Source organism: Stenotrophomonas sp. AB1(2024) (genome assembly GCF_037482345.1).
GTDB lineage: Bacteria > Pseudomonadota > Gammaproteobacteria > Xanthomonadales > Xanthomonadaceae > Stenotrophomonas.
The window spans coordinates 3,419,106-3,443,149 of sequence record NZ_JBBHKO020000001.1 but is presented as its reverse complement, the minus strand read 5'-3'; the positions used below and the strand labels follow the sequence as shown (position 1 = coordinate 3,443,149).

Here is a 24,044-nt window from a genome sequence, read left to right as displayed (position 1 = left end):
GTCTTGCTCCAATCAATGCGGAATCGAGGTCAGTTCATCCAGGCCCAGGGCCAGGTTGAGGTTCTGCATGGCCTGGGTGGCCGCGCCCTTGAGCAGGTTGTCCAGGGTCGCCACGACCACCACGCGCTTGCCGCCCGGGGCCACGTCGAAGCCGCCGATCTGCACGCCATGGCGACCGGCGATGCGGCTCACCCATGGGGCTTCGTCGAGGATTTCGATCAGCGGTTCGCCGGCGTAGAAGCGGCGGTAGGCGTCCACGATCTGCTCGCGGCCCAGCGGCTGCTGCAGCCACAGGTTCACGGTCATGGTGATGCCACGGAAATGCGGGGCCACGTGCGGCATGAACTCCACCGGCACGCGCAGGTGCGCGGTGACTTCGCGTTCGTGCACGTGGTTGGTGAGCGCGTACGGCATCAGGTTGTCGCGCAGCAGTTCGGGGTTGTTCTTGTCCGACGGGGTGGTGCCGGCACCGGAGTAACCGGACACGCCAAAGCACTGCGGCGGGCCGGCCAGCTGGTCCAGCAGCGGGCTGATCGCCAGCTGCATGGCGGTGGCGTAGCAGCCCGGGTTGCTGATGTGCTTCTGGCCGGTGTAGTCGCCCCGGGTCAGCTCGGGCAGGCCGTAGTACCAGCTGCCTTCGAAGCGGTGGTCGGCCGACAGATCGACGATCACGGTATCCGGACGCGCGGCATCCAGCGCGGTCACGAACGGCGCGGACAGGTTGTTGGGCAGCGCCAGGATCACCGCGTCCACGCCCTTGGCCGCCACGGCGTCGGCATCGAGATTCTCGAAGGCGAGATCGCCGGCGATTTCCGGGTAGGTATCGGCCACGCGCTGCCCGGCCAGCTCGCGCGAGGACACAAAGCCCAGCGCCAGCTGCGGGTGCGCGGCGATCAGCTTGACCAGCTCGGCGCCGGTGTGGCCGCGGGCACCGACGATGCCGACGGTAAAGGTCTTGGAAGTGCTCATGCGTGTGCGTCCAGGCGGTCCTGCAGGTTGCGCTTCACGTCCTGCCATTCCGAATCGATGATGGAGAAGACCACCGTGTCGCGCGGGCTGCCATCGGGATGGCGCTTGTGGTTGCGCAGCACGCCTTCCTGGCTTGCCCCCAGGCGGGCGATGGCCGCGCGCGAAGCAGCGTTGTGGGTACTGGTTTCGAACGCCACGCTGATGCACTTCAAACGCTCGAACGCGTGGGTGAGCAGCATCAGCTTGGCTTCGGTGTTCACCCCGGTGCGCTGCGCGTAGGGGCCGTACCAGGTGTAGCCGATGCTCAGGCGCGGCACCTCTTCTTCCAGCGCATAGTAGCGGGTGCTGCCCACCACGTTGCCGTCGGCGTCGAGCACGGCGAACGGCAGCACCCTGCCGGCGGCCTGGTCCTGCAGCGCGGCCTGCACGTAGGCGGTCATGGTCTTGGCACTGGGCACGTGGGCGTACCACAGCGCGGAAAGCGAACCGTCGCCCAGCGCGCCGCGCAGGCCGTCGATATGCGCCATCTGCAGCGGTTCCAGCCGCGCATGCCGGCCGTCCAGCGTGGGGACCTTGGTCCAGTCGGCATGGTTCATGGTGTCAGCCCTCCAGGCTCGGGGTGCGCTTGGCGCAATGGTCCACGTAGGTGCGGATGCGGTCGAAGCCATCGGCACCGAACCAGAACACCTTCCAGTGGTCCTGCTTGTAGCAGCCATCGGATTCGGCGTAGTAGAAATGGTTGATCGGGTTGCCGTGGCGCGAGCGCCAGAACAGCTGCGGGGTTTCTTCCAGCATCACGTTCCACACCGCACGGCCCAGGCCTTCGCCCTGCGCGTCATCCAGCACGGCGAATTTGTCCAGGTACACGCCTTCGCCTTCGTCGGTAAGGATCACCGCGGCGCGGTAGTTCTCGCTGACATAGGCACGCAGCAGCCGGGTCTTGTCGAAGTAGTCCGGCACCAGGGTGCGGCCGAAGCTGGATTCGATCAGGCCCTTCAGGCGCGGCAGGTCCAGTTCGCTCCAGGCGGTGGCGCGCAGCACCTTCTCGCCCTTGCGCACCAGCGTGCCGGAGCCCTTGTGGGTGAACAGTTCCTTGGCCAGGTCGGCCGGCCGGGTGATGGACACCGACGATTCCAGCGGCAGCCGGTCCAGCAGGTCCTTGATCTGTTCGATCTTGACCCGCATGCCGCCGTGGATCCACGGCTGCTGCATCAGCTGGTCGTATTCGGTGGACAGGTTGATCGAGTCGATCACCGTGCCCTCTTCGTCGAGCAGGCCGCCGGTGCCGGTGAGGAAGATGATCTTGTACGGCTGCAGTTCCTGTACCAGTTCGTTGGCGGCGAAATCGGCGTTGACGTTGAGGATCTGGCCGCAACGGGTTTCGCCCAGGCTGGTGATCACCGGGATGGAGCCGGCGCGCAGGCTGGCTTCGATCGGGGCCAGGTTGACCTTCTTCACTTCGCCGACCAGGCCGTAGGTGTCCTGGTCCAGGTATTCGGCTTCGAACACGCCGCCGGTAATCGAGGTGGCGCGCGCACCGTTCTGCTGCAGCGCCTCAACCAGCTGCAGGTTGGATGCCTGGAACACCCGGCGCACGATGGCCAGGCCTTCGGGCGAGGTCACGCGCAGGCCGTTGACGGTCTGCTTGACGATGCCGGCCGCCGACAGTTCCGCGTCCAGCTGCGGGCCGGCGCCATGCAGGACGATCGGGGTAAGCCCGACTTCCTGCAGGAACGACAGCGAGGAGGTCAGCGCGTCGAGGTCATCGCGCAGCACGGCGCCGCCGACCTTGACCACGGCGAAGCGCTTGGCATCCACCTGCGAAAAGCGCTTGAGGTACTGGCTGATCTCCTTCGCGCTGGCCATGCTGGAAAGCAGGCGCACGATGGTCTGGCGGGTCTGGCGGTGGGGCTGGAGGGAAGAAGGCATTTCAGTATCGTCACAGGCGGCCGTGGCCGCGATGGGAGGTCCGTCAGTGGTGGCCACGACGGCGTCATTCGGTCAGGCGCCGGCGCTGATGATGCGGTGCACGGCATCGGTGTAACGCTGTAGCTGCTCCAGCGTCACGAACTCATCGGCGGTATGGGCCTGGGCGATGTCGCCCGGGCCGTACACCAGCGTGGTGTAGCCACCGGCCGAGAACAGCGAGGCTTCGGTCCAGAAGTCCACGGCGTTGCCGATCGGCAGGTCCAGCGCATCGGCCACGTCGCGCGCGGCCAGGCGGCGGTTTTCCGCTTCGGCGATGTCGCCGGCCGGCAGGCTGGGGCCGCGGAAGGTTTCGGTGAACAATGCCGCTTCCGGTTCGGCGAAGCCGGCAAAGGTGGCCAGCAGCGCGTCGATGTCCATCGACGGCAGCGGGCGGAACCCGAAGCGCAGCTCGGCGGCCGGGGCGATCATGTTGGCCTTGATGCCGCCTTCCACGCGCCCGATGTTGAAGCGCAGGCCGGTGAGACCACCAAAGCGGGCATGCGCCAGCGAGTCCACATGGTCCAGTGCGCGGTTGCCCCAACGCATGGCTTGGTGCAGTGCACTGGCCGCCGCATCCTGCTTGCCGGAGGCATGCCCGGCGCGGCCGGCGAAGTTCATCAGCACCGAGCTGATGCCCCGGTGCGCCAGCACCGCTTCGCTCATGGTCGGTTCGGCCACCAGCACGGCGTCATACGGAAGGCCACGGGCGAGGAAGGCAGCGATGCAGCGCGGGTCGTTGGCTTCTTCGTCGCTGGAGAACAGGAACGCGGCATCGCCATTACTGGCGTTGGCCGCAGCCACCAATGCGGCGGCCGCCCCCTTGATGTCGCACACGCCGAGCCCGATCACCCGATCATCGGTGCGCCGCATCGCGTGCGGGTCGGCGCTCCAATGCGGGGAATCGGGCACGGTGTCCAGGTGCACGTTGAACAGATACCGCGGCGTACCGCGCACCGCATACAGGCTGACCGCACCGTCGCCATGATCGATCACCTCCACGTTGAACCCGGGCAGGTTCGCGCGCAGGTAATCGAAGATGCCACCGGTGGTGATCGCACGCGGCGGGTTGCGGGTGTCAAAGGACACCAGCGCCTGCAGGTGGTTGAGCGTCTGTTCCAACATGTTCCAAGAATCCTTCAATGCAAGGATGCGTAGCGCCGGGCCCTGCCCGGCAACCACAAAATGCAGCCGGGCGGAGCCCGGCTCTACGGTGAATCGCCTCAGCGATTCACCTGCGCGTACAAGGTGGAGCTCATGCCAAACAGCTTGATGAAGCCCTCGGCTTCCTCCACACCCCAATCGGCCGACTGCGCATAGGTAGCACCCTTGGTGTTGAGCAGGTGCGGCGACTTCACCGCCACCGCATCGACGCGACCACCACGGGTTTCCAGCACCACTTCGCCGTTGACCTTGCTCTGCGAGGACTTCAGGAAGGCTTCGATGTCGGTCTTGAGCGGGTCATGGTAGAAGCCTTCGTACACCAGCTCCACCCACTTGCGCGCCACATCGGGCTTGAAACGGTTCTGCTGCTTGGTCAGCACGGCATCTTCCAGCGCGCGGTGCGCGGCCAGCAGCGAAACCAGGCCCGGGGCTTCGAACACGATGCGGCCCTTCAGGCCGATCACGGTGTCGCCGGTGTATACGCCACGGCCCACGCCGTACGGGGCGAACAGCGTGTTGAGCTGGGCCAGGATCTGCTCGCCAGGCAGCGCCTTGCCGTTGAGTTCAACGGCTTCGCCTTCGACGAACTTCAGGGTCACGGTCAGCGCTTCGGCCGGCCATTCGCTGCGCGGTGCGCACCAGCCGCGGGCGCCTTCGCCCGGGGCTTCCCAACGATCGATCTCGCCGCCGGACATGGTCAGGCCGAGCAGGTTCTCGTTGATGGTGTAGGCCTGCTGCTTGGCGCGCACGCCGAAGCCACGCGCTTCCAGGTACTTCTGCTCGTAGGCGCGGGTCTGGGTGTGTTCCTTCTGGATTTCACGGATCGGCGCGACGATCTGGTAATCGCCCAGCGCCTTCACGGCCAGGTCGAAGCGGACCTGGTCGTTGCCCATGCCGGTGCAGCCGTGGGCGATGATGTTGGTGCCCAGTTCGGCGGCGCGCTTGAGCGCGGCATCGACGATCAGGTAACGGTCCGACACCAGCAGCGGATACTGGCCCTGGTAGCCTTCGCCGGCCCACACGAACGGCTTGACGAAGCCGGCCCAGATGGCCGGACCGCCGTCGACGGTGACGTGACTGGCCACGCCCAGTTCGGCGGCGCGCTTTTCGATGAAATCGCGTTCTTCGTCATCCACGCCGCCGGTGTCGGCGAACACGGTGTGTACGTTGTAGCCGCGCTCCTGCAGGTAGGGCACGCAGAAGCTGGTGTCGAGTCCGCCGGAGAAGGCCAGGACGATGTCTTTGTTGCTCATGGGGGTCGGGTCCGAATTGGGGGAAAGGGGAAATCCAAATGTACGTGGGCCGGCCAACGGCCGGCGCTACCGGGCACCGCGAAGCCACGCAGGCGTGGCTCTACGCGGCGGCGGTCACCTGCCAGCCAATGCCGACATGATGGCCTTCTGCACGTGCAGGCGGTTCTCCGCCTCGTTGATGGCGATGCACTGCGCCGAATCCATCACGCCGTCGGTGGCCTTGACGTTGCGGCGCAGCGGCAGGCAGTGGCTGAACACGCCGTTGTTGGTCATGGCCATCTTGGCTTCGTCGACGATGAAGTGCTTGTACTGGTCGCGGATGGGCTTTTCCGGTTCCCAGTTGCCGAAGAACGGCAGCGCGCCCCAGCTCTTGGCATACACCACGTCGGCGCCGTTGTAGGCGCTGGCGATGTCATGGCTGATCTTCAGCGAACCGCCGTTCTCGGCCACGTTCTGCTCGGCCCAGCCCATGTAACGGTCGTCGAGGATGTAGTCGGCGGTCGGGCACAGCAGGGTCACATCCATGCCCATGCGGGTGGCGATGGTCAGCGCCGAGTTGGCCACGGCGGTGTTCAGCGGCTTGGGGTGGTAGGTCCAGGTCAGCACGTACTTCTTGCCGCGCAGGTCCTGGGTACCGAAGTGTTCCTGCAGCGCCATCACGTGGGCCAGTTCCTGGCACGGGTGGGTGATGGTTTCCATGTTGATCACCGGCACCGGCGAGTACCTGGCGAACGCCTTGAGCACGATGTCCTCACGGTCCTGCGCCCAGTCGATGAACTTCGGGAAGGCGCGAACGCCGATCAGATCGACGTAGCGGCCCAGCACCTTGGCCACTTCGGCGATGTGCTCTTCGGTGTCGCCATCCATCACGGTGCCCAGGTTGAACTCGATCGGCCATGCATCCTTGCCCGGCTGCAGCACGATCGCGTGCCCACCCAGCTGGAAGGCGCCCAGCTCGAAGCTGGTGCGGGTGCGCATGGACGGGTTGAAGAACACCAGGGCAATCGATTTGCCCTTGAGCTCGTCGCCCAGTTTGTTGCGCTTGAACAGCGCGGCCTGGGTCAGCAGGGCATCCAGGTCGGTGCGGCTCCAGTCCTGGGTGTTCAGGAAATGCTTCAGGGACATCGATCGATCCTTTGAGGCGGGTTTCAATGGAAGAAAGGGTACAAATGCAACTTTTCAAATCGTAGAAACGAAAAAACCCAGCGCGGGGGCTGGGTTTTCCGAACAGACAGCACGAAGCTCCGGTTACCCAGCGAAAATGTGGGGTTCCGGTCGGCGGGCACGCGACGTCATGCCCGTAGCCATACGGGCGGCGCTGGTGTCGTGCTGGAAGTCGGTGAGTTTCATGGCCGCCCATCTTTGCATGTGAGGGGGGTTGGTGCAACAGGGGGATTCCGGACGGGCTTGATACGTCAAGGATTGGCGGCACTGCCCTGCTCGGCGCCCACCCAGGGGGTGATGGAGACGCGGATCTTGAGCCGGTTGCCCGGGTCTTCGGGCAGGCGGGAGCGGTACTTGGTGCCCTTGTAGACGTAATCGACGTCATAGGCGATGGGCCGGCGGAACTCGCGGCCGACCGGGATGATGCGGCAGTCGCGGGTCAGCAGCGGGCCGTTGTTGGCAGCCGGGGCCTCGACCACCGGGCCCATCTCGTCGGTGCTGCCGTCTTCACGCTTGAAGATGGAGCGGACCGAGTCCATGAAGCGGCCGAACCGGCCCTTCTCTTCCTCCGGCTCTTCGCCGGTGACGTTGACCGGGGCCAGGGTGCGGGTGGAAACCGGTTCGCAGTGCTCTTCGGTGCGGGTGGCCCGCAGGGTCTGGAACACCGGTTCCACGTTGAGCACCTGCGCGTAGTCGAACTTCACGTTCTCCACGATCACCACCCGGTTACGGACCTCGGCGTCCTGGGCGCACACCATGAAGGCGGCGCTCCCCAGCAGGCAGGTCAGCGTCAGCAACGAAGCGGATTTCATTGGCAACAGGAAAGAGGACAAGGCGGATAGTGTAGGCAGTGCGCGGCACAAGGGGCTGAACATTACCCTTCCGCGACGCATCTGCCCATACCGGGGCGTGTCGTTTGCGAAATCCCAGGGCAACCGGGTGCACCCCAGGGCCGGCGCTGGCGGCCGATGTGATCTAAAATCGAAGGCTTGCCCCTACCCCCGCCTGGCCCTACGCCCCCATGACCCTGCGCCTGCACAACAACCTGACACGCCAGCTCGAACCGTTCACCCCGCTCGATCCGACCTGTCCGACCCTGTATGTGTGCGGCCCCACGGTCTACAACTACGTCCATATCGGCAACGCCCGCGGCCCGGTGGTGTTCGGGGTGCTGGCCGACCTGCTGCGGCGCCGCTTCGGCGGCCTGCGCTACGCGCGCAACATCACCGACGTGGACGACAAGATCAACACGGCCGCGCGCGAGCAGAACGTGCCGATTTCGGCCATCACCGACCGTTTCGCCGCCGCCTACCGTGAAGACATGGCCGCGTTGGGCGTGGTGCCGCCGGACATCGAACCGGAAGCCACCGCGCACATCCCGCAGATCATCACGATGATCGAACAGCTGATCGCCGGTGGCCACGCCTACCCGGCCGAGGGCCACGTGCTGTTCTCGGTGCCCTCCTACGCCGACTACGGCAAGCTCTCGCGCCGCGACCCGGACGAGATGCTGGCCGGTGCCCGGGTGGATGTGGCCCCGTACAAGCGCGACCCGGGTGATTTCGTGCTGTGGAAGCCCTCCAGCGACGACCTGCCCGGCTGGGAATCGCCCTGGGGCCGTGGCCGCCCGGGCTGGCACATCGAGTGCTCGGCGATGGCCGCCGCGCACCTGGGCCCGACCATCGACATCCATGCCGGTGGCGTGGACCTGCAGTTCCCGCACCACGAAAACGAGATCGCGCAGAGCGAATGCGCCCACGGCGGGCAGACCTTCGCCCGGTTCTGGCTGCACAACGGCATGCTCAACTTCGGCGGCGCCAAGATGAGCAAGTCGATCGGCAACATTGAGCGGGTCCACGATCTGGTCCGCCAGCACGCCCCGGAAGCGCTGCGGCTTGCCCTGCTGTCGGCCCACTACCGGCAGCCGCTGGACTGGTCCGATGCGCTGATCGAGCAGTCGGTGCGCACCCTGGACCGCCTGTACGGCACCCTGCGCGATCTGGCCGACGTGGCCGCCACCCCGGCCATTCCGACCGAGATCGAGGCGGCGCTGGACGATGATCTCAACACCCCGCAGGCGCTGGCGGAGCTGGCCCGGCTGGGTGCCGAAGCGCGCCGCGCCGAACCGGCCGACAAGGCCGGCTGGAAGTCGGCCCTGCTCGGCGCCGGGCTGGCGCTGGGGCTGCTGCAGCAGGACCCGGCGGCATGGTTCGGCACCAGCGGCGGCGACGCCGACGATGACGCGCGCATCCAGGCGCTGATCGACGCGCGCAGCGCGGCCAAGCAGGCACGCGACTTCGCCCGTTCCGATGCCCTGCGCGACCAGCTGGCCGCCGAGGGCATCGTGCTGGAAGACACCGCGCAGGGCGTGCGGTGGTCCCGGAAGCGTTAAACCGTAGAAACAGATAGAGAGTGCTGTGATCGATTCCCCGTTCCCGATTGAACCCACCGCTGCCGATGCACAGGCCGCCATTGCCGAGGAATTCGCGTTCTTCGGCGACTGGTCCGAGCGTTACCAGTACCTGATCGACCTGGGCCGCAAGCTGCCCGCTTTCCCGGACGCGTGGAAGACCGAAGAGCACCGCCTGCTGGGCTGCCAGTCGATGGTGTGGATCGTGCCGGAGGGCAATACCGAGACGCTGCGCTTCCACGCGATCAGTGATTCGGCCATCGTGTCCGGCCTGATCTACCTGGCGCTGCGGGTGTACTCGGGGCGGTCGGCGGCCGAGATCCTGGCCACCGAGCCAACCTACATCCAGGACATTGGGCTGTCGCGGCACCTGTCGCCGACGCGCAGCAACGGGGTGGCGGCGATGCTGGCCTTCATCCGCGAGACCGCCCAGGCGCAGTCGGCGCGGTGAGTTCCCCTGCCCCTTCCGAGGCCGCCGAGAGCGCCCTGGGCCTGCTCGCGCGGCCAGGCTTTTCGCTGCTGCTGGCGTACCGCATCCTGGCAATGCTGTCCTACCAGATCGTGGCGGTCACGGTCGGCTGGCATATCTACGAGGTCACCCGCAACCCGTTCTCGCTGGGCCTGGTCGGGCTGGCCGAAGTGCTGCCGTTCTTCTGCGTGGCACCGTTCGCCGGTTACCTGGTGGACCATCTGCCGCGCCGCCGGCTGGGCATGGTGGCGTGCAGCGGGCTGATACTGACGGCGGTGGTGCTGACGGCAGTGGCCGAGGGCTGGCTGCCGTTCCACGGGGTGTGGCCGATCTATGCGGCGGTGGCGATGACGGGCATGGTCCGGGCGTTCCTGTCGCCAATCTACAACGCGCTGTTCGCGCGGGTGCTGGAACGGCACCAGTTCGCGCGCGGCGCGGGGCTGGGCTCGGTAGTGTTCCAGGCGGGCATGGTGGTGGGCCCGGCGCTGGGCGGCGGGCTGGTGGCCTGGGGCGGCAAGAGCCTGTCCTACGGGGTGGCGGTGGCGGCGGCGCTGGGCGCGCTGGGTTGCCTGGCGGCGCTTCGCGTCTCCGAGCCGGTGCATGCCGGGCCGGCAGCGCCGATCTTCAAGAGCATCGCCGAGGGTGGCCGGTTCGTGCTGGGCAACCGGGTCATGGTCGGGGCGATGGCACTGGACATGTTCTCGGTGCTGCTGGGCGGGGTCGTGGCGATGCTGCCGGCGTTCCTGCACGAGATCCTGCACCACGGCCCGGAAGGCCTGGGCATCCTGCGTGCGGCGCCGGCGCTGGGCTCGGTCTGCGTGGGCCTGTGGCTGGCGCGCCGGCCGCTGCAGCGCAATGCCGGGCGGGTGCTGTTGTTTGCGGTGGCCGGGTTCGGGCTGTGCGTGATCGGCTTCGGGCTGTCGCACAGTTTCTGGCTGTCGGCGGTGATCCTGCTGTTCTATGGGGCCTTCGACGGGGTGTCAGTGGTGATCCGTTCAACCATCCTGCAGCTGGCCACGCCGGACGAAATGCGTGGGCGGGTGTCGTCGATCAACGGCATTTTCATCAGCTCCTCCAACGAGCTGGGCGCGTTCTATGCGGGCACCATGGCCAAGCTGCTGGGGTTGGTGCCGGCGGTGGTGCTGGGCGGGTTCGCTGTGTTGAGCGTTGCCGGGATCACCGCGTGGAAGAACCCGACGCTGCGCCGGTTGAATCTGCGCGATCTGCAATAACCGTGTACCGGTTGCCAGGTGCAGCGCAATGTTTATGGGACCCATTGGTTGATTGATCCGGGTCTCCGGGCGTTACGTAACGGGATCAATCAACCAGAGGCGCCGGATGCATGGCGTTGTGCGGCCAACCGCCGGGACCGCGACACCTGTCGGAATGCCGGTCACCGCGCACATCAAAAAACCCGGCCTTGGCCGGGTTTTTTGATTGAACGTGCGACCGGAAATCAGTCGCCCTGCTGCTTCTGCAGGTGCTCCCAACGCTCCTGGGCGTCGATGGTGCGTTCGGCGGTCAGGCGCGCTTCGAGGCGGTCCAGGCCGATTTCTTCGCCGGTGTCCACGCAGAAGCCGTAGTCGCCGTCTTCCAGCCGCTTGAGCGTGCTGTTGATCTTGCCGATCAGCTTGCGGTAACGGTCGCGGGTACGCAGTTCCAGCGAGTTTTCGGTCTCGCGGGTGGCGCGTTCGGCTTCGTCGCCGATGTCACGCACTTCTTCCTGCAGGTTGGCGATGGTCTGCTTGGATTCTTCGACCAGTTCATTGCGCCAATGCTGCAGGCGCTGGCGGAAATACTCCAGCTGCAGCGGGCTCATGTACTCCTCTTCCGCGCTCGGCTTGTAGCCGTCGGGCAGGATCGGACGACCGGTGGCTTCGTCAGTCTTGTATTCGACCACCTTGACCTTGGTGCGCGGGGCCGGGGCGGACGAACGCGCTGCCACGGCAACGGCGACCTTGCCAACCGGACGCGACACGGGCTTGGGGGCGGATTCGGATTTCACGGGAGTTTTTGCAGGCGATTTCGAAACGGGCACGGGATTCTTGTTTTGCGGGGCTTTCGGCGCGGGGGCTGCCGCCACCGGCTTCGGCGCGGGCGCCGGAGCTGGAGCAGGCTTGGCCGCGGCCTTGGCCGGGACAGACTTGGCCGGAGCCGACGGAGCCGGCTTCGGTGCGGACTTCACTACGGGTGCTGCAACCGGCTTGGCCGCCGGCTTGGTTGCCACCGGCTTGCTGGCCGGCTTGGTGGCCTTTACCGGCTTGGCCGGTGCAGGCTTGGCAACCGCTTTTTTCGCCGGCGCGGTCCTGGCCGCCGGCGTTACGGATTTCTTGGCCACGGGCTTGCTGGCGGGCGCGGCATTTTTCACCGGCGCCTTTGCGACGGGCTTCCTGGCCACGGGCTTCTTGGCCACGGCCTTCTTTACCCCCGGCTTGGGTGCCGGCTTGGCAGCGGCCTTCTTCACCGGAGCCTTAGCGACTGCGGGCTTTTTGGCAGGTGTCTTCTTGGCCGCCGCCTTCTTCACGGGTGCCGTCCTGGCCGCCGGTTGTTTGGATGCAGGCTTGCCCGCCGGCTTCGCAGCCGGTTTCTTGGCAACGGTTTTAGCCGCCAACTTCTTAGCAACAGGCTTGGCGGTTTTCTTGGCGGCCTTGACGGCCTTCTTTGCAGTTTTTTTAGCAGCCACGAAACGCTCTTCCTTTGAGGTTGCCATGTACTTTGATGTGAGATGCGCCGGGTGTCCATGGCGGTGTGGCAAGGTGCGTGGCGCCGGCTTGGGTGGACCCCAAGCCAAGCCGCGCGCCGCAGTCCACGGCGCCATGGACGCCCGGCCCTTCGGGAAGGCCCTTGCGGCGGGCCGATACTGCGTTGAACGCCTTGCCCAGGCGACCTGCCTGCGCTGCGGCGTCCGCCTTGTCTCGACCCGCCGCAAGGGCCTTCGCACTCACATCAAAGTACATGGCAACCTCATTCCCCGGGGCCCGGGAAAGCGGGCCTTTATAGCCTACCCGACCAGCAGCAGCAACCACTCCGCCTACTCCGTTCAGCCGGGGAGTGCGGCGACGTGTGGCCGTTCCCCCGCTTGGGCGGAGCGACCTGCGCAGTTCGGAACCTGACCCGGCGATGACGCCGGCGCGGCCCGCCGCGCAACAGCAGCGCGGACGGGTCCAACACCCCATCCTGCGACAAATGCGGCCTTCATGCCAACTGCTCTAAGATTGGGGGGTGATCTCCCACCTGCTCATTGCCCTGTTGCGCTTCTACAAGCGCTTCATCAGCCCCCTGCTCGGGCCGCGCTGTCGGTTCGTGCCCAGTTGTTCTGAATACGCCATGCAGGCCATCGCCACGCATGGCCCTGCGCGCGGCAGCTGGCTGGCCGTGCGCCGGCTGGGGCGCTGCCATCCCTTCCATCCCGGTGGCGTAGACGAGGTGCCGCCGCGCACCGGCCACGCCGATTGCCGCTGCACAGGAAAACACTGAAATGCCCTCCACGCTCATCGTCAACGCCCGCATGGTCAACGAAGGCCGCATCTTCGACGGCGACCTGCGCATCGACAACGGCCGCATCGCGCAGATCGGCACCGGCCTGCAGCCGCAGGACGGCGACACCGTGGTCGATGCCGCCGGCCGCTGGCTGCTGCCCGGGATGATCGACGACCAGGTGCACTTCCGCGAGCCGGGCCTGACCCACAAAGGCGATATCGCCACTGAATCGGCCGCTGCGGTGGCCGGGGGCCTGACCAGTTTCATGGACATGCCCAACACCAATCCGCCGACGCTGAACGCGGCGGCGTTGCAGGCCAAATACGACGCTGCGGCCGGCCGCGCGCGCGCAAACTACGGCTTCTACATGGGCGCCAGCAACGACAACCTGGAAGACATCAAGGTCGTGGATCCGAAAGCGTCGCCCGGCATCAAGGTGTTCATGGGCGCCTCCACCGGCAACATGCTGGTGGACAACCCGGAAACGCTGGACGCGATCTTCAAGTACGCGCCCACACCGATCATCACGCACTGTGAAGACACACCGATGATCGATGCCAAGGCGAAGGAATACGCCGAGAAGTACGGTGATGCGCTCAGCGCCGAACAGCACCCGGACATCCGCTCGCGCGAGGCCTGCCTGAAGTCGTCGACGCTGGCGGTGGCGTTGGCGAAGAAGCACGGTACCCGCCTGCACGTGCTGCACATTTCCACCGCCGATGAGCTGGCGCTGTTCGAGAAGGGCCCGCTGATCCGCGCCGATGGCAGCCGCAAGCAGATCACCGCCGAAACCTGCATCCACTTCCTGCGCTTCGACCGCACCGATTACGCGCGGCTGGGCAACCTGATCAAGTGCAACCCGGCGATCAAGGAAGTCAGCGACCGCGAGGCGCTGACGAAGGCTGTGGCCGACAACGTGATCGACGTGCTGGCCACCGACCACGCCCCGCACACCTGGGAAGAGAAGCAGAAGCCGTACGCCCAGGCGCCGTCGGGCCTGCCGCTGGTGCAGTACGCGCTGGTGGCCGCGCTGGAGCTGGTGCACGAAGGCAAACTGGAGATCACCCAGGTGGTGCAGAAGTTCGCGCATGCGCCGGCGCAGCTGTTCGATGTGAGCCAGCGCGGCTACCTGCGCGAAGGCTACTGGGCCGACCTGGTGCTGGTGGAAGACGTGCCGTTCACGGTCAAGCGCGAGGACGTTCTGTCCAAATGCGCGTGGTCGCCGTTCGAAGGCATGACCTTCCGTTCGCGCATCGCCTCCACCTGGGTCAACGGCCAGCTGGCCTGGGACGGTACCCAGCTGGTGGGCGCGCCGAACGGCCAGCGCATGAGCTACGACCGCTGATGCGGGCAACCGTGTTGGGCCTGGGCCTGCTGGCCCTGGCCCCGGTGGCTGCGCTTGGCCTGCTGCCCTCGCCCGCCATGGCCCAGGCCGACGCCCGCGTGGTGTTCCCGGCCAGCGCCTCGCAGGGCGCGATGGTGATCGGCAAGGTACCCACCGGCAGCGTGGTGCGATACGCCGGCCGCACGTTGCGGGTGAGCGGCTATGGCAGCGTGGTGTTCGGGATCGGCCGCGATGAGAAGGCCCCGCTGCAGGTACAGGTGCAGCGCCCCGATGGCGGCAGCGAAACGGTGAGCATCGCGGTGACCCCGCGCGACTGGCCGGTGGAGCGCGTCAACGGGGTGCCGCCCAAGACGGTGAACCCGCCACCGGCGATTGCCGAGCGGATCAAGCGCGAGCAGGCGCAGGTGACGGCCGCCCGTGCGCGCGATGACAACCGCGCCGATTTCGCGCAGGCCTTCATCTGGCCGGTGCAGGGGCGGATCAGCGGCCGGTTCGGCAATGCGCGGGTGTACAACGGCCAGCCCGGTTCGGGGCATTCGGGGATGGATATCGCGGTGCCGACCGGGACGCCGGTGAAGGCACCGGCCGCGGGCGTGGTGACGTTCGCCGGGCCGAACCTGTACCTGACCGGCGGCACGCTGCTGCTGGACCATGGATTTGGGATCAGCTCGAATTTCCTGCACCTGTCGCGGATCGACGTGAAGGTCGGCGACCGGGTGGAGCAGGGTCAGGTGATCGCCGCAGTGGGCGCGACCGGCCGTGCGACCGGGCCGCACCTGCATTGGGGCATGAACTGGTTCGACACGCGGATCGACCCGCTGCTGGTGCTCGAACGCAGCCGGTGACGCCGCGCGCCATGCCGTAGAGCCACGCCCTGCGTGGCTGCTATTCGTTCCGGCACCGCGAAGCCACGCAGGGCGTGGCTCTACCCCCGGGCGGCCCACCAGGTGCGCAGCAGGGTGCGCACCGGGGTGGCCTTGAGCTCACGCCCCTGCGACCACGCCTGCTGGCGCGCGCGCGCCAGCGAGGCGTACAGGCGGCGCGGACGCGGGCCGGGCACGCGCGCCGGCCAATCGCGCAGCAACTGCTGCGCCCAGCGCTGCGCCGCATCGCCATCATCCTGCGCCAACAACGACCGCGGCACTGCCGCCACGCCCGCTTCATGCAGGCGTTGGGCCAGGGTCTGCAGCACCACCGGGGTGCCCACGTCGCCGCGCGCCGGGGTCGCGAACATCACCGCTTCCACCGCCGCCACGGCCGCACCGTAGGCCAGCAGGGCGCGCTGCGCCTGCACCGCATCCACCGGCACCGCGCGTGCTTCAACCAGGTCCGGCAGTGCCGCCGCCAGCTCGCCCCACGGTGCGCGCACCGGCTCCAGCACGCGGCCCAGCGGATGGCGCGAACGCTGCGCGGCCCAGCTGCGCAGTTCTTCGCCCCACCACGCCAGCTTGGCGTCGGCTGGCATCGGATCGCCGGCGATGTTGAGGATGTCGTCGAATTCCTGCAGCAGCGCGAACCACGCCACCACCAGGGTGCGTTGGGACTGCGCAATGAACGGTTCGGCCACCTGCCATTCCGGCCAGCGGGTCCGCCATTTGTCGAGGAAGCTGTCGAGGGCGGTGGAGGTGGTCATTTCGGGATTCCTTGTAACGTGATGCCCGGCGGCAGCGGGACGCCGGGAGACCGGAGGGCCGGCCAACGGCCGGCGCTACCGGGTTTTCAGCGATCGATCGCCACTCGGGCAGCTGGCCAGGTGCCTGCCTGTTGCAACTCGGCAGGCTGTTCGATCATCACCTCGGCGCCCCAGGCCAGCGGGTCGTCGGCGTCGAGGCGGTAGCCCCACAGGGCGGCGACCGAGGCCATGCCGGCGGCGTTGGCGGCGACAATGTCGCGCTCGTCGTCACCCACGTAGATGCAGGTGCCCGGGTCGATGCCCATGCGCTCGGCGGCGGCCAGCAGCGGCAGCGGGTGCGGCTTGCGCTGGGCCAGGGTGTCGCCGCCGATCAATACCGCACAGCGCGCTTCCCAGCCCAGCTGCGGCAGGATCAGGCGCGCCAGGTACTCCGGCTTGTTGGTGACGATGCCCCAGGCACAGCCCGCCGCTTCGAGTGCTTCCAGCATGCCGGCCACGCCGTCGAACAGCGCGGCGTGCTGGCCGATCAGCGCTTCGTAGCGATCCAGGAACTCGGGCACCAGCGCGTCACGCGCCTCCTGGCCCAGTTCCGGAAACGCCACCGCTATCATCGCCCGCGAACCTTTGGACACCACCGGACGCAGCACGTCCAGCGTGATCGGCGCGCGGTCGCGCGCGGCCAGCATCGCGTTGGCGGTGGCCAGCATGTCCGGCGCGCTGTCGAGCAGCGTGCCGTCCAGGTCGAACAGCACTGCCTGCGGGAAACCGGACTCAGCCACGGTCGTCGGCATCGGGCTTGACCGCGTGGGCCAGGTAGTTGATGTCGGTGCGCGAGCTCAACCGCGCGCGGTTGCGCCACGGCTCATAGGCCATGCCGCTGACATCGCGCAGGATGAAATCGGCCTCGCGCAGCCACTTGCCCAGCTCGGCCGGCTTGATGAAATCCTGGTAATGGTGCGTGCCCTTGGGCAGCAGGCGCGCGATGTACTCGGCCCCGACAATGGCCACGGCGAACGCGGCCGGGGTGCGGTTGACCGTGGACAGGAACAGCTGGCCGCCCGGCTTGAGCAGGCGATGGCAGGCGGCGATGATCGCGCCCGGGTCCGGCACATGCTCCAGCATTTCCATGCAGGTGACCACGTCGAAGCTGCCCGGCTGTTCGGCGGCCAGGTCTTCAGCGGCCTGCACGCGATAGTCGACGGTTACGCCCGATTCCAGCCCATGCAGGCGCGCGACCTTGACCAGCTCAGGGGCCAGGTCGATGGCGGTCACGTCCGCGCCGGCCTGGGCCAGCGCTTCGCTGAGCAGGCCACCACCGCACCCGATGTCGAGCACGCGCGCGCCACGCAGCGTGACGCGGTCGGCAACGTACTTCAGGCGCACCGGGTTCAGTGCGTGCAGCGGCTTCTGCGGGCCGTCAGCATCCCACCAGCGGTTGGCGAGCGCGGCGAACTTGTCCAGTTCGGCCTGGTCGAAATTGGTGGAAGCGTGGGGGGCGTTCATGGCTGTCCTTTTCGCGCTTCAGGCGCGGATGTGTCGGATGCGCTCGCGCCACTGGCGGGCGTTGGCAACGATCGCGGCGGTATCCATGCCGACCAGTTCGCGCTGGACCAGCTTGGGTTGCCCGGCAATCCAGACATCGCTGACCTGGTGGCGGCCGGCGGCGTACACCAGCTGCGACAGCACGTGGTGCAGCGGCTGGGTTTCCAGCGCCGACAGGTCCACGCAGACCAGGTCGGCCTGCTTGCCCACTTCGATCGAGCCGATGCGGTCGCCAAAGCCCAGCGCGCGCGCGCCGCCCAGGGTAGCTGCACGCAAGGTGGTCGCCGCGTCCAGCGCGGTGGCGTCGTTGGCCACGGCCTTGGCCAGGATCGCCGCGGTGCGGTTCTCGCTGAACATGTCCAGGTCGTTGTTGCTGGCGCAGCCATCGGTGCCGATTGCCAGGTTCACGCCGGCGCGCTGCAGGGCGCAGGCCGGGCAGAACCCGGAGGCCAGCTTGAGGTTGGATTCGGGGCAATGCACCACGCTCACGCCGCGTTCGGCGCACAGGTGGATTTCCGCTTCGGTCAGCTGGGTCATGTGCACCGCGATCAGGCGGTCGTTGACCAGGCCCAGGCGATCCAGTCGCGCCAGCGGGCGCTGGCCGTGCAGCTTGATCGAATCGCTGATTTCCTGCGGGGTTTCATGCGTGTGCAGGTGCACCTGCATGTCCAGCTGGTCGGACAGCATGCGCACGCGTTCGAAGTTGGCGTCGTTGACGGTGTACGGTGCGTGCGGGGCGAACGAGGTGCCGATCAGCGGGTCATTGCGCCACTGGTCGTGCAGCTCGCCGGCCTTGGCGAAGTACTCGTCGTCGGTCTTGGCCCAGGCGGTCGGGAAATCGATGATCACCGCCCCGACCAGCGCACGGAAGCCGTGCTGCTTGTACACGGCGGCCTGGACGTCGGCGAAGAAGTAGTTTTCGTTGGCGCAGGTGGTGCCACCGCGCAGCATCTCGGCGATGGCCAGGGTGGTGCCATCGGCCACGAATTCCGGTCCGATCACCGCCGCTTCCACCGGCCAGATGTGCTGCTGCAGCCACACCATCAGCGGCAGGTCGTCGGCGACGCCGCGCAGCAGGGTCATCGGGTTGTGCGTATGCGCGTTGACCAGGCCGGGCATCAGCGCCGCGTCCGGGCGCGAAACCACCTGGCGGGCGCTGAACCGCGCGCGCGCTTCGGCACGCGGCAGGATGGCGACGATTTCGCTGCCGCGCACGGCCACGGCATGGTCTTCCAGCACCACCGCATGCGGTTCGATCGGGACCACGTAACCGGCTTCGATCAGCAGGTCACAGGGTTCGGGAATGCGTGCGGTGTCGGTCATGCGGTCTCGCTTTGGGTGCCGGTGATGGGGAATCACCGCGATGTTCGTAGCCGGTAGCGCCGGCCGTTGGCCGGCCCACGGATCGCCTGGGCCGGCCAACGGCCGGCGCTACCGAAAATAATCCCGGGTCGGATTATTTTCCGGCGCGTGCGGAGTATTCGCCCGAGCGGGTGTCGACCTTGATGATTTCATCCTGGTTGACGAACAGCGGCACGCGGACCACCGCGCCGGTTTCCAGGGTGGCCGGCTTGCCGCCGCCGCCGGAGGTGTCGCCACGGACGCCCGGATCGGTTTCGGTGATCTTCAGTTCGACGAAGTTCGGCGGCTGCACGAAGATCGGCTCGCCGTTCCACAGGGTGACGATGCAGGACTCTTCGCCCTTCAGCCACTTCTCGGCGCCGCCCATGCCCGACTTGGTGGCCTGGACCTGTTCGAAGGATTCCGGGTCCATGAAGTGCCAGTACTCGCCGTCGGTGTACATGTAGTCCATGTTGGTATCGACGACGTCGGCCTTCTCCACGTCATCGGTCGCCTTCATGGTCATTTCGACCACGCGGCCCGACTTGATGAAGCGGTACTTCATGCGGGTGAAGGCCTGGCCCTTGCCCGGCTTGACGTACTCGGTCTCGGTGATGACCGCCGGTTCATTGTTGACCAGGATCTTCATCCCGTTCTTGACGTCGTTCATGCCAACAGTGGCCATGCTGAAACTCCTGAATGGGCAAACGCCGCGCAGGCGCGGCGAGCCGGATAGAATGGAAAGGCTACCCCTATGATAACCGCAGGCCCCCATTCCATGCAGCTCTCCGCCACGCCCCTGCCCACCCCCGTCCGCTGGCAGCAGCTGTGGCGCGAGGCGGTCCGCGACCCGCGGACCCTGCTTGAGCAGCTGGGCCTGGACCCGGACGCGCTGCCGGTTTCGGCCGAGGCCGCCGGGCAGTTCGCGCTGCGGGTGCCGCAGGGCTTCATCGCGCGCATGCGCCAGGGCGACCGCCACGACCCGCTGCTGCGCCAGGTGCTGCCGGTGACCGACGAGCTGCAGCATGCGCCGGGCTTCACCCTGGATGCGGTCGGCGACGGCCTGGCCCGCAAGGCCACCGGGGTGATCCAGAAGTACCAGGGCCGTGCCCTGCTGGTGACCACCGGCAGCTGCGCGATCAACTGCCGCTACTGCTTCCGTCGGCACTTCGACTACGGCACTGAAAACGCGGCCCGCGAAGGCTGGCGCGAAGCGGTGGACGCCATTGCCCAGGACCCGGGCATCGACGAGGTGATCCTGTCCGGCGGCGACCCGCTGTCGCTGGCCACCCACAAGCTGGTGGAGCTCACCCAGGCACTCAGGCAGATTCCGCACCTGCGTCGCCTGCGCATCCACAGCCGCCTGCCGGTGGTGTTGCCGGAGCGGGTGGATGAGGAGCTGGTGCAGTGGATCGCCTCCCTGCCCTGGCCGGTGGCGTTCGTGATCCACGCCAACCACGCCAACGAATTCGACGCCTCGGTGGATGCGGCCATGGCGCGCCTGCGCGGCGCGGGTGCGACCCTGCTCAACCAGGCGGTGCTGCTGCGCGGGGTGAACGATTCGCTGCAGGCGCTGCAGGACCTGAGCGAGCGCAGTTTTGCTGCAGGCGTGCTGCCGTATTACCTGTACCAGGTGGACCGGGTACAGGGCGTGGCGCATTTCGAGGTGGACGATGCAACGGCCAAATCGCTGCATGCGCAGCTGACGGCGCGGTTGTCCGGGTACCTGGTGCCGAAGCTGGTGCGGGAAATTTCGGGTGATTCCAGCAAACGGCCGGTCTAGGGTTCCGATTGACACGCGATCCACACGCGCGCGGTCGCCCGCTCTGGATCTACCTGGGCACGTATGAATTCCGTAGGTCCACGCCCTGCGTGGACACCGCGCAAAGCGCGGCCCAACCTTCCGAAGCACGTCAGGCAACCGTTGGCGACCCCGCATCCGCGTGTAATCCATACCGAAGCCGGCCCGTCAGCGTTCATGACCACTGAACGGAGAGCCGCCGGGCAGAGCCCGGCGCTACGGTGGCTTCGGCAGGTCTAAACGCCGGGGTGTTGGCCGCAACCGATCAGCAATCGGCTCCGGGCGCTTGGGCCGCGCTGCGCGCGGTGTCCGGCCAACGGCCGGGGCTACGAACCGTTACGGGCCCATTGGGATCGGGATCAACCAACCAACGGCCGAGGAAATTTTCCGGACCCGTGGTATCACCGCCCGGATTTGATCATCTGCACCACCTCGGTGGCGTTTATCGGCACGCTCAGCCAATACCCCTGCGCCAGATCGCAACCACGCTGGCTCAGCAGGTCGAACTGCACTTCCTGTTCGATGCCTTCGGCCACCACGGTGATGCCCAGCGCGTGGGCCATGGCGATGATCGCCGTGGTCAGGGCCAGGTCGTCCGGGTCGCGCTGCATGTCGGCCACGAAGCTCTTGTCGATCTTGACCCCGTCCACCGGCACCTGGCGCAGGTGGCTCAGGCCCGAGAAGCCGGTGCCGAAGTCGTCCAGCCACACCTTCACGCCGGTGCGGTGCAGCTTGTCCAGCAGCGCGGCGGCCAGCATCTCATCGCCGATCACCGCCGTTTCGGTCAGCTCCAGGTGCAGCCGCGATGCCGGCAGGCCGGTGTCGCGCAGGCAGTCGGCCACCAGCGTGGGCAGCTCGCCGCCGCGCAGCTGGCGCGGGGAAACATTGACCGAGACGAACATGCCTTCGCCATCGGACGAACGCGGCCACTGCACCGCTTCCATGCACGCCGCGCGCAGCACCTTCGGCCCGATCACCTCGATCAGGCCGCTCTGTTCGGCCACTTCGATGAACACCGACGGCGGAATGGTGCCCAAGACCGGGTGCTGCCAGCGCAGCAGCACTTCCACCCCGACCATGCGGCGGTCGCGGGTGCGGAAGATGGGCTGGTAGACCAGGCGCAACTCGCCGCGTTCCCACGCCCCGCGCAGTTCCTGCTCCATGTGCACGCGGCGTTCCACCGCATGGTCCATGGCCCGGCTGTAATAGCGGTAGCAGTTCTTGCCGGCGACCTTGGCCTGGTACATGGCAATGTCGCCGTTCTTCAGCAGCGTGGTCGCATCTGCAGCGTCGTCGGGGAACAGGGTCACGCCGATCGAGGTGCCCAGGAACAGCTCCCTGCCCTGCACCACCAGCGGCTTGCTCAGTTCGCGGACCAGGATCTCGGCCAGCTGGCGCGCACTGGCGGCCACGTCACCATCGCCGATCAGGATCACGAATTCGTCGCCGCCAAAGCGTGCCAGCAGCGCTTCGTCACCGCCCGCCTGGGCCACGGCGGTGCTGATGCGCTGGGCAAACTGCAACAGCGCCTCATCGCCGGCCTCATGGCCAAGGGTGTCGTTGACACGCTTGAAGTCGTCCATGTCGGCGAACAGCAGGCCCAACCGGTGGTTGGAGGCGCGCGCGGCCATCAGGCGGTGGTCCAGCGCCTCGCGGAAGGCCAGGCGGTTGGTCAGCCCGGTCAGCGCATCGGTATAGGCCATGTGCCGCACTTCGCGGTCGTGGCGTGCAATGGCTTCGCTCATCCGGCCGAACGCGCGCACCAGCTCGCCCACTTCGTCCTGGCGGCTGCTGTGGCTCAGCTGCGGGCGGTAATCGCCGGCTTCGATCTGGCGCGCGGCGGCGGCCAGCCCGCGGATCGGGCCGACCAGGGTGCGCTGCACATACACGATGACCACTGCGCCGATGGCCAGCAGCAGCCCCAGCATCAGCAGCAGCCAGCCCAGGTGCCGCTTGCCGACCTGCTGCAGGCGCTCACCCAACGTCAGGTTGGCGCGCTGTTCCATGGCCTGCACATCGTCCAACGCCATGCCGACGCGGACCCCGCCGATGCGCTGGTTGCCGATCATGATCGGCATGGCGTTGTCGAGCACCTTGGGCGATTGCTGCACCACCAGCGTGCGCGCGCCCACCGCACCGGCAGCCAACGGGTCCTGCATGGGCCGGCCGAAGTCGATCACTTCGGTCGAACCGTCGTGGATGAGCTTGCCGTCCTCGTCGAACACCAGCACGTAGCGCACCACCTGTTGCCGCGAGGTATTGCGCACCAGTGCGCCCACCTGGGCCAGGTCGTTGTAGTACAGCGGATTGGCCAGCGCATCGGACAGCTCGCGTGCCAGGGCCTCGCCGCGGCTGCGCACACTGCGGTCGAACAGCTCATGGATGACGCTGCCGCTGAGGTGCTTGACCTCCTCCTGCATCGCCGCCTGGCGCCCCAGCACCACGGCCACGATCGCCACCACCACCACCATCGCCCCGCCCATCGCCAGTACGAATCGGGACTGCATTCCAGAACCCAACGGCCTCATTCCACTTCCATCCGCACGCGTGCAAGACCCTGTTTCAATTCATCCAACCGGTGCTGCATCTGCGCATCGACCCGATGGAACCCGGACGTACCAAAGAACGTTTCGAGCGCATCCTGCGCCTGCGGATCCGAGGCGGCATCCAGCAGTACCTGCTGCAACCGGTCACGCACTTTCGGGTCCAGCCCCGCCCGCACCACTTCCACTGCACGCGGGTACGGCTCGGTGCGATGGATGGCGCGGAAGTCCCGCCGGAACGAGGCCGGAATGCGGTGCGGATCGGCCCAGTCCACGCTGCTGACCGCACCGGCATCAACCACGCCCTTGTGCACGAAAGTGGCGATGTTCGCCTCTGAACGCGCGAACACGTAGCCCACCGTGTCCGGTGCGGCCGCATCGCGTGCGGACAACAGGATCTCCGGGGTCAATCCGTTCTGCAGCAGGGTCATCACCGGCACCAGGTAGGCGCTGGTGGAGGCCACGTTCTGCAGGGCCAGGGTGTGGCCCTTGAGCTCGGCCAGCGAGGTGATCGGGCTGTCGCGGCGCACGAAGAACACGGTCTGGTAATCGCGCACGCCGCTGCGTTCGGTCAGCAGCAGTGGCTGGGCGCCACTGCGAAGGCCGAGGTTGACGGCGGTGCCGGACGTTTCGGTCACCCAGTCCACCCGGCCGCGGCGCAGGTAGCTGGCCATCTGCTGCGCATCCGCCGCCATCAGGATGCGGCCTTCGGTAATGCCCACATCGCGCATGCGCGGGACGACATAATCGAGCAGGGGTTGCAGTTGCGCATAGTGTGATTTCGGGTTGTCGCTGATCCGGCCCAGTACCAGCACGTGGCCCGGGGCGGCATGGTCTGGACCGCCGTTGTCAGGATCGGCGGCCGCAGTGCCGGTCATCATGACGATGGCCAGACACAACAGCCCTCCCTGCAACAGCCATCGCAGCACCGGCAATCCCATTCGCTCCCCCAAGGAATCGAGACA

22 protein-coding genes are annotated in these 24,044 nt (G+C 67.1%); 7 read left to right on the top strand and 15 right to left on the bottom strand.

The genetic code is table 11. The features are described from left to right. Positions 1-12: 12 nt before the first annotated feature. The 7 genes from argC to WIX41_RS15440 form a co-directional block, all read right to left on the bottom strand. Complete coding sequence (gene argC / locus WIX41_RS15470; protein WP_339448978.1) at positions 13-969, bottom strand: N-acetyl-gamma-glutamyl-phosphate reductase; 957 nt, start codon at positions 967-969, stop codon at positions 13-15. Beyond that, the gene (locus tag WIX41_RS15465; protein ID WP_339448976.1) at positions 966-1,565 is read right to left on the bottom strand and encodes a GNAT family N-acetyltransferase; all 600 of its coding nucleotides are present in this window, start codon (positions 1,563-1,565) and stop codon (positions 966-968) included. Before WIX41_RS15465 ends, argC begins: the two co-directional genes overlap by 4 nt. A gap of 4 nt (positions 1,566-1,569) precedes the next feature. Then, positions 1,570-2,898 (bottom strand): acetylglutamate kinase, encoded by a 1,329-nt coding sequence (locus WIX41_RS15460; protein ID WP_339448974.1) that lies wholly within the window; start codon positions 2,896-2,898, stop codon positions 1,570-1,572. Between the two features lie 72 nt (positions 2,899-2,970). Then, positions 2,971-4,059: an acetylornithine deacetylase gene (locus WIX41_RS15455; RefSeq protein ID WP_339448972.1), complete on the bottom strand. Its 1,089-nt coding sequence runs from the start codon at positions 4,057-4,059 to the stop codon at positions 2,971-2,973. Positions 4,060-4,157: 98 nt separating this feature from the next. Continuing rightward, positions 4,158-5,351 carry an argininosuccinate synthase gene (locus WIX41_RS15450; RefSeq protein WP_339448971.1) on the bottom strand — a complete coding sequence of 398 codons (1,194 nt, stop codon included), beginning with the start codon at positions 5,349-5,351 and terminating at the stop codon, positions 4,158-4,160. Between the two features lie 114 nt (positions 5,352-5,465). Beyond that, positions 5,466-6,476, bottom strand: a complete 1,011-nt coding sequence (locus WIX41_RS15445) for an N-acetylornithine carbamoyltransferase (RefSeq protein ID WP_339448969.1) — start codon at positions 6,474-6,476, stop codon at positions 5,466-5,468. Between the two features lie 290 nt (positions 6,477-6,766). Beyond that, on the bottom strand, positions 6,767-7,327 hold the full coding sequence (locus WIX41_RS15440) for a hypothetical protein (RefSeq protein ID WP_339448968.1): 561 nt from the start codon (positions 7,325-7,327) through the stop codon (positions 6,767-6,769). Between the two features lie 209 nt (positions 7,328-7,536). Here WIX41_RS15440 and cysS point away from each other — a divergent pair, with 209 nt between their 5' ends. Genes cysS through WIX41_RS15425 form a run of 3 tightly spaced genes read left to right on the top strand, consistent with a single transcriptional unit; the run spans position 7,537 to position 10,626 of the window. Further along, positions 7,537-8,907 carry a cysteine--tRNA ligase gene (gene cysS / locus WIX41_RS15435; RefSeq protein ID WP_339448967.1) on the top strand — a complete coding sequence of 457 codons (1,371 nt, stop codon included), beginning with the start codon at positions 7,537-7,539 and terminating at the stop codon, positions 8,905-8,907. Positions 8,908-8,932: 25 nt separating this feature from the next. Continuing rightward, complete coding sequence (locus WIX41_RS15430) at positions 8,933-9,376, top strand: SufE family protein (protein ID WP_339448966.1); 444 nt, start codon at positions 8,933-8,935, stop codon at positions 9,374-9,376. After that, entirely contained in the window at positions 9,373-10,626 is a 1,254-nt protein-coding gene (locus WIX41_RS15425) for an MFS transporter (protein WP_339448965.1), read from the top strand. The genes WIX41_RS15430 and WIX41_RS15425 overlap by 4 nt, the downstream gene beginning before the upstream one ends. 224 nt (positions 10,627-10,850) lie before the next feature. Here WIX41_RS15425 and dksA read toward each other — a convergent pair whose 3' ends face one another. Further along, positions 10,851-12,077 (bottom strand): RNA polymerase-binding protein DksA, encoded by a 1,227-nt coding sequence (gene dksA, locus WIX41_RS15420; RefSeq protein ID WP_409187515.1) that lies wholly within the window; start codon positions 12,075-12,077, stop codon positions 10,851-10,853. Between the two features lie 539 nt (positions 12,078-12,616). Between dksA and yidD the strand changes: the two genes are divergently transcribed. The 3 genes from yidD to WIX41_RS15405 are packed head-to-tail and all read left to right on the top strand — an operon-like array spanning position 12,617 to position 15,064. Beyond that, entirely contained in the window at positions 12,617-12,871 is a 255-nt protein-coding gene (yidD, locus tag WIX41_RS15415) for a membrane protein insertion efficiency factor YidD (protein WP_339448962.1), read from the top strand. Position 12,872: 1 nt separating this feature from the next. Beyond that, positions 12,873-14,219 carry a dihydroorotase gene (locus WIX41_RS15410; protein ID WP_339448960.1) on the top strand — a complete coding sequence of 449 codons (1,347 nt, stop codon included), beginning with the start codon at positions 12,873-12,875 and terminating at the stop codon, positions 14,217-14,219. Further along, positions 14,219-15,064, top strand: a complete 846-nt coding sequence (locus tag WIX41_RS15405; RefSeq protein WP_339448958.1) for a M23 family metallopeptidase — start codon at positions 14,219-14,221, stop codon at positions 15,062-15,064. Before WIX41_RS15410 ends, WIX41_RS15405 begins: the two co-directional genes overlap by 1 nt. An 80-nt stretch (positions 15,065-15,144) precedes the next feature. Here the strand turns inward: WIX41_RS15405 and WIX41_RS15400 are convergent, their stop codons facing one another. From WIX41_RS15400 to efp, 5 genes are all read right to left on the bottom strand, one after another. After that, on the bottom strand, positions 15,145-15,852 hold the full coding sequence (locus tag WIX41_RS15400) for a squalene/phytoene synthase family protein (RefSeq protein ID WP_339448956.1): 708 nt from the start codon (positions 15,850-15,852) through the stop codon (positions 15,145-15,147). An 86-nt stretch (positions 15,853-15,938) separates the two neighbouring features. Further along, positions 15,939-16,643 (bottom strand): phosphoglycolate phosphatase, encoded by a 705-nt coding sequence (locus WIX41_RS15395; RefSeq protein ID WP_409187418.1) that lies wholly within the window; start codon positions 16,641-16,643, stop codon positions 15,939-15,941. Next, a complete protein-coding gene (ubiG, locus tag WIX41_RS15390) occupies positions 16,624-17,355 on the bottom strand; it encodes a bifunctional 2-polyprenyl-6-hydroxyphenol methylase/3-demethylubiquinol 3-O-methyltransferase UbiG (protein ID WP_339448954.1) in 732 nt (243 codons plus the stop codon). Before ubiG ends, WIX41_RS15395 begins: the two co-directional genes overlap by 20 nt. Before the next feature lie 18 nt (positions 17,356-17,373). Further along, positions 17,374-18,717 carry a TRZ/ATZ family hydrolase gene (locus WIX41_RS15385; RefSeq protein ID WP_339448953.1) on the bottom strand — a complete coding sequence of 448 codons (1,344 nt, stop codon included), beginning with the start codon at positions 18,715-18,717 and terminating at the stop codon, positions 17,374-17,376. Positions 18,718-18,850: 133 nt separating this feature from the next. Further along, entirely contained in the window at positions 18,851-19,420 is a 570-nt protein-coding gene (gene efp / locus WIX41_RS15380) for an elongation factor P (RefSeq protein WP_339448952.1), read from the bottom strand. Positions 19,421-19,513: 93 nt separating this feature from the next. Here efp and epmB point away from each other — a divergent pair, with 93 nt between their 5' ends. Next, complete coding sequence (gene epmB, locus WIX41_RS15375; protein ID WP_339448951.1) at positions 19,514-20,518, top strand: EF-P beta-lysylation protein EpmB; 1,005 nt, start codon at positions 19,514-19,516, stop codon at positions 20,516-20,518. Between the two features lie 419 nt (positions 20,519-20,937). Here epmB and WIX41_RS15370 read toward each other — a convergent pair whose 3' ends face one another. Together WIX41_RS15370 and WIX41_RS15365 are read right to left on the bottom strand one after the other, a co-directional pair. Further along, positions 20,938-23,064: a putative bifunctional diguanylate cyclase/phosphodiesterase gene (locus WIX41_RS15370; protein ID WP_409187417.1), complete on the bottom strand. Its 2,127-nt coding sequence runs from the start codon at positions 23,062-23,064 to the stop codon at positions 20,938-20,940. After that, positions 23,061-23,960 carry a phosphate/phosphite/phosphonate ABC transporter substrate-binding protein gene (locus tag WIX41_RS15365; protein WP_409187514.1) on the bottom strand — a complete coding sequence of 300 codons (900 nt, stop codon included), beginning with the start codon at positions 23,958-23,960 and terminating at the stop codon, positions 23,061-23,063. Before WIX41_RS15365 ends, WIX41_RS15370 begins: the two co-directional genes overlap by 4 nt. Between the last annotated feature and the right edge of the window lie 84 nt (positions 23,961-24,044).

Coding starts and splice junctions, on each gene's coding strand:
- efp (WP_339448952.1), bottom strand. CDS start 19,420: ATGGCCACTGTTGGCATGAACGACGTCAAGAACGGGATGAAGATCCTG.
- WIX41_RS15455 (WP_339448972.1), bottom strand. CDS start 4,059: ATGTTGGAACAGACGCTCAACCACCTGCAGGCGCTGGTGTCCTTTGAC.
- WIX41_RS15440 (WP_339448968.1), bottom strand. CDS start 7,327: ATGAAATCCGCTTCGTTGCTGACGCTGACCTGCCTGCTGGGGAGCGCC.
- argC (WP_339448978.1), bottom strand. CDS start 969: ATGAGCACTTCCAAGACCTTTACCGTCGGCATCGTCGGTGCCCGCGGC.
- cysS (WP_339448967.1), top strand. CDS start 7,537: ATGACCCTGCGCCTGCACAACAACCTGACACGCCAGCTCGAACCGTTC.
- WIX41_RS15445 (WP_339448969.1), bottom strand. CDS start 6,476: ATGTCCCTGAAGCATTTCCTGAACACCCAGGACTGGAGCCGCACCGAC.
- WIX41_RS15465 (WP_339448976.1), bottom strand. CDS start 1,565: ATGAACCATGCCGACTGGACCAAGGTCCCCACGCTGGACGGCCGGCAT.
- WIX41_RS15385 (WP_339448953.1), bottom strand. CDS start 18,717: ATGACCGACACCGCACGCATTCCCGAACCCTGTGACCTGCTGATCGAA.
- WIX41_RS15410 (WP_339448960.1), top strand. CDS start 12,873: ATGCCCTCCACGCTCATCGTCAACGCCCGCATGGTCAACGAAGGCCGC.
- WIX41_RS15460 (WP_339448974.1), bottom strand. CDS start 2,898: ATGCCTTCTTCCCTCCAGCCCCACCGCCAGACCCGCCAGACCATCGTG.
- epmB (WP_339448951.1), top strand. CDS start 19,514: ATGCAGCTCTCCGCCACGCCCCTGCCCACCCCCGTCCGCTGGCAGCAG.
- WIX41_RS15395 (WP_409187418.1), bottom strand. CDS start 16,643: ATGCCGACGACCGTGGCTGAGTCCGGTTTCCCGCAGGCAGTGCTGTTC.
- WIX41_RS15370 (WP_409187417.1), bottom strand. CDS start 23,064: ATGAGGCCGTTGGGTTCTGGAATGCAGTCCCGATTCGTACTGGCGATG.
- WIX41_RS15450 (WP_339448971.1), bottom strand. CDS start 5,351: ATGAGCAACAAAGACATCGTCCTGGCCTTCTCCGGCGGACTCGACACC.
- WIX41_RS15405 (WP_339448958.1), top strand. CDS start 14,219: ATGCGGGCAACCGTGTTGGGCCTGGGCCTGCTGGCCCTGGCCCCGGTG.
- WIX41_RS15400 (WP_339448956.1), bottom strand. CDS start 15,852: ATGACCACCTCCACCGCCCTCGACAGCTTCCTCGACAAATGGCGGACC.
- ubiG (WP_339448954.1), bottom strand. CDS start 17,355: ATGAACGCCCCCCACGCTTCCACCAATTTCGACCAGGCCGAACTGGAC.
- WIX41_RS15365 (WP_409187514.1), bottom strand. CDS start 23,960: ATGATGACCGGCACTGCGGCCGCCGATCCTGACAACGGCGGTCCAGAC.